The organism is Vagococcus sp. (assembly GCF_036639995.1).
Classification (GTDB): domain Bacteria; phylum Bacillota; class Bacilli; order Lactobacillales; family Vagococcaceae; genus Vagococcus.
On the sequence record NZ_JAVWHO010000002.1, the window covers coordinates 1 to 3,631 of the forward strand.

Consider the following 3,631-nt stretch of genomic DNA (forward strand, 5'->3'; position numbering starts at 1 on the left):
AAAGAATGTTTTTCGTACCAAGGGAATTATTTCAACCTTTATTCTAAGTGAATTACTTGCTGTTATTTCTTTCTTTTGCTTTTTTGTTTTTCAATTTGTAAGTCATATGCAGAAACAGATGATAATATCCTTAGAGAAAGAAACAGATTTTGTAACGGTTCAAATGAGTGGCTTTCCAATTACGACTATGTTTGTTTTTAAATTAGCTGCAGGTATTATAACAATGTCATTAATTTTACTCTTAGTAGGAACAGTAAAAAGAAGTTTTTATCAATTTTTATTAAGTCAAAAAGAAGACATTAGAACGATGTATTTACTTGGAGAATCGACTCGTGGTTTAATAGCTTTTTCAATGTTACAAATAATAGAGACTTTTTTGGTGGTTTCAATTACTGGTTTAATAGTAGGAAAATTTATCTTTTTTTCGTCAGTTATCAAAACAATTCAGATTGGTTTATATTCTGAAGATGTTAACACTTTTAATGTTGATGTTATCGTAATATGTATACTGTTAATTAGCATGTTACTATATGTTATCTTTTCAACTTTTATTAGTTCGAGTAGAAAGATAAAGACAATAATTGAAGAGTAACGGAAGGAGTAATATGTATTTCTATCGCTATCTGTTTTTATACAAGCTACTTCTTTTATAAGCATATAAAATGATGCAGAAAATAACAAGTAAGGGGGGATTTTATGTCTCTGATTGTCATTATTGGCGCACAAGCTGTAGGTAAAATGACTGTAGGTATGTCTTTAGAGAAGAAGATTGACGGGAAATTACTTTTCAATCATCAAACGATAGACCTTTTTGCTGATTACCTAGGTTACGGTGATGCAACATTTAAATTATCAGATCAAATGAGGAAAGGATTATTTGAGGAATTTGTAAAAAGTCCAAGCAATAATAGAACAAAAACAATAATATTTACAGTTCTTATTGACTTCAACCAAGAAGTTGATATAGAATTTTTAGAAGAAATTTCGGACATTTTTTTGAATTCCCGACAAAAAGTTTATTTTGTTGAATTAGTAGCTGATCTAAAGGAGCGTCTCAAACGAAATGCGCATGAAGTTAGGCTGAAAATGAAACCATCTAAAAGAGACTTAGTATTTTCGGAAAAAGAATTACTTGATTCAGTCGATAATTATCGATTGGAAAGTTTCGACCATGAATTACAAGAGCGTTTTCCAAATGTTAAATCTATGAAAATCAATAATACAACGTTAACTCCAGAAGAAGTCTGTGCAAAAATTTTGGAAGAGTTTAAAATTGAATAACTTTAAAATGGGGAAATCGTCAGATGATTTCCTCATTTTTATTGGTTTGATGTGTTTCATATGAATATTTCTTAATTTTTTCCAAAGTTTTTGAATATTTTCTAAAACACAACTAAAGTTGGATGCACTTGTTTCAAATCACTGATACAATGTAGCCATATCAAAAGACTATACGGAGGTACTTATGAAAAAAATAAAATTACTATCAATAGGATTATTACTCTTTACAAGTTTAGCAACTGGTGTAACAACTTTTGCAGATGAGAAAGCAAAAGATGAAGGTTGGGATGTGCCAAATATTGCACTAGGAAACGGCTTATCAGAAGATGAAAAGAACAAAACCAATGAGATATTAACGAAGGATATCGATAAAGTAAAAGAGTTAAAAGGAATAGACATTACTAAAAACAATCAGTTTATTGTTGATGGTAATGATTTAGTGAAATATGTAACTGATGTGCCAGAGTTTACAGCTAATTCAAAAGCATACTCAAGTGCATTAATTGCCAGAACTAAATCAGGATCAGGTGTAAATGTTGAAATTGTAACCCCTCAAAATATTACAGCTCGAACAGAAGCAATGTATCGTTCCGCAGCGATTACAAGTGGGGTTTATGATGCGTATATTCGAATTGCCAGTGTTAAACCAATGGATGGAAGTGGCGCTTTAGCAGGTATTTATAAAATTTATGATGAAGTAGATCCAGCAACAGACGGTACAGATCAAAAGAAACGCGACGAAAAACGTGAAGTTGCCCAAGACCAAATGCAAGTAGTTTCATCTATTGATGAAGCTAATAAAGATAACAAAGAATATTCATCTGAAAACATGTTAGTAATGCTCGCAGATATTCAGTTAGAATTACAAAAAATAAATAAAAAATTAGCTGACATGTCTCAAGAAGAGAAAACACAGGAAGTTGGCAAAGTTGTTGATAATCAAATTGAACAAAACGGCTTGAAAGACGCAATATCTAGTGACCAAAGAACACAAATTATTAATAATATGGTATCCTTCACAGGCACAGATGCTATGACTGATTCTGAGATGACCAAACAATTGTCAGGATTTAAAGATGATCTTGTTAAAAATGGCAAAGAATTTAAAGACAATTTGTTATCAGAGGAAAATGTTGAAAAAGCAAAAACAGGTATGTCAGGCTTTTGGCAAAGTATAAAAGATTTCTTTTCAAATATTTTTAATTAAACCTTAGAAAAAGGCTGGAGTATAAGAATAAAAACTTATATTTCAGCTCTTTTCTTTTGTAAAATTGTGAGTTCAAATGATATATTTAGCTTATCAAATTTAAAGGAAAATGATGATGGAAAAGATAGAAAATTATTTAGATAATGTTGATGAAAAGAGACGAAAATCCTTTAGACACTTATATAATGTGATTAAGAATAATATGCCTATTGGGTTTGAAGAAGAATTTTTATATGGCATGATTTCTTTTGTTGTTCCTTTGAAGACATATCCTAAGGGGTATTTAGACCGGAAAGATGAACCGATACCTTTTATTTCATTAGCTGCTCAAAAAAATCATATTGCTTTATATCATATGGGGATTATGGGACAGGAATCGTTACTTACATGGTTTCAAGAGGAGTACTCAAAGCAAGTACCTACGAAATTAAATATGGGAAAAAGCTGTATTCGAATGACTAATGTGAAAAATATTCCATACGATTTAATAGGAGAGTTGGTCACAAAAATCTCATTAGAAGAGTGGATAGAAAGCTACGAGCATTATACGGATAAAAAAAAGAGATGAAAAATCCTCTCTTTTTTTTAAAAACATTTACTACAAGGTTCTAACCCTCTACTAATAGCTGAATCAAGTGTTGCTTCAGTGTAAGTACCACGCCCGCAAACATGATTATGATATTTAGAGCCAGTAGGTGTGACTAGAACCATCTCACTAGTTTCGTTTACTTGGGCAGTTTCTTGTTCTCTGGCAGCTTTTTCATCTGCTTCTATTTGTTGAATATGTTGATTAATAGTCTCTAGTCTTTGGTTAAATTGGTCGTTTTCATGTGTTAATTTTTGTTTTTCTTGTAAAGCCTTATTGTAATCACTTTTATTTAGTGAGTTTTCAGCAGTTGTAATTGAACTCTCAATTGAACGAATAAGTTCTTTTTCTTTAACCTTGGCTTCAATATTTTTGAGTGACTCAGTATCTTCTTTTTTAGCATGTTTTGAATTAGTTACTATTTTTTGCGCTCTATCATAGTTTTGTTTTGTTGGCTCTTTTTGAGCTAAAGCTAGAGCAGTTTGAATTTCTTTAAGTTCTCGAGCTTTCTTTTCAGCAGCTAGTTTTTTCTGCTTCTTTTGCTTCGCCTTTTTTTC

5 protein-coding genes are annotated in these 3,631 nt (G+C 31.1%); 4 read left to right on the forward strand and 1 reads right to left on the reverse strand.

Annotated elements, in window-relative coordinates; genetic code table 11:
- The 4 genes from RR554_RS01420 to RR554_RS01435 all read left to right on the forward strand — a co-directional run.
- On the forward strand, positions 1 to 592 hold a 592-nt coding region (locus RR554_RS01420; protein ID WP_332467277.1), incomplete at its 5' end, for a hypothetical protein.
- Positions 593 to 696: 104 nt separating this feature from the next.
- Positions 697 to 1,281 carry a hypothetical protein gene (locus RR554_RS01425; RefSeq protein ID WP_332462524.1) on the forward strand — a complete coding sequence of 195 codons (585 nt, stop codon included), beginning with the start codon at positions 697 to 699 and terminating at the stop codon, positions 1,279 to 1,281.
- Positions 1,282 to 1,465: 184 nt separating this feature from the next.
- Positions 1,466 to 2,488, forward strand: coding sequence for a DUF1002 domain-containing protein (locus RR554_RS01430; protein ID WP_332467278.1), 1,023 nt, complete (start codon positions 1,466 to 1,468; stop codon positions 2,486 to 2,488).
- Positions 2,489 to 2,603: 115 nt separating this feature from the next.
- Positions 2,604 to 3,056: a DUF1801 domain-containing protein gene (locus tag RR554_RS01435; RefSeq protein ID WP_332467279.1), complete on the forward strand. Its 453-nt coding sequence runs from the start codon at positions 2,604 to 2,606 to the stop codon at positions 3,054 to 3,056.
- A 17-nt stretch (positions 3,057 to 3,073) separates the two neighbouring features.
- Here RR554_RS01435 and RR554_RS01440 read toward each other — a convergent pair.
- The coding region (locus tag RR554_RS01440; protein WP_332467280.1) for a hypothetical protein at positions 3,074 to 3,631 on the reverse strand (558 nt) is incomplete at its 5' end.

Coding starts and splice junctions, on each gene's coding strand:
- RR554_RS01430 (WP_332467278.1), top strand. CDS start 1,466: ATGAAAAAAATAAAATTACTATCAATAGGATTATTACTCTTTACAAGT.
- RR554_RS01435 (WP_332467279.1), top strand. CDS start 2,604: ATGGAAAAGATAGAAAATTATTTAGATAATGTTGATGAAAAGAGACGA.
- RR554_RS01425 (WP_332462524.1), top strand. CDS start 697: ATGTCTCTGATTGTCATTATTGGCGCACAAGCTGTAGGTAAAATGACT.